The organism is Winogradskyella ouciana, from assembly GCF_009709615.1.
GTDB classification, from domain to species: domain Bacteria; phylum Bacteroidota; class Bacteroidia; order Flavobacteriales; family Flavobacteriaceae; genus Winogradskyella; species Winogradskyella ouciana.
This window is the reverse complement of the sequence record NZ_WJYA01000173.1, coordinates 1-260: the sequence shown is the minus strand read 5'-3', so window position 1 is coordinate 260 and position 260 is coordinate 1. Positions and strand designations below refer to the sequence as shown.

Sequence of the window (260 nt, the reverse complement as noted above, 5' to 3'; positions counted from 1 at the left end):
CATTGGAATAATCCGAAAGGCATATTCAGCCAGAAAACAGTTGTTAAACAGGCTGCTAATGGTTCAATGCTGCCTAACAAGCTTGCCTCTTTTGGCATGAGTGTCTCAAGGCTTTTGATGTAGAACCAAAAGGCAATCATTGTTCCAAAAAGGATGACAAATACTAAATAAATAAGCTGTACAGCAGTTATGGAAGCTGGTGCTGTTCTCCAAATCGGTTCGACTATATTTAAGCAAAGTCCGCCGATAATCATTGCCCA

1 protein-coding gene is annotated in these 260 nt (G+C 40.4%); it reads right to left on the bottom strand.

All coding sequences use genetic code 11. The features are described 5' to 3' along the window. Positions 1 to 260 (bottom strand): EamA family transporter (locus tag F1003_RS18915; RefSeq protein WP_155090368.1); only part of this gene is annotated, 260 nt, incomplete at both ends.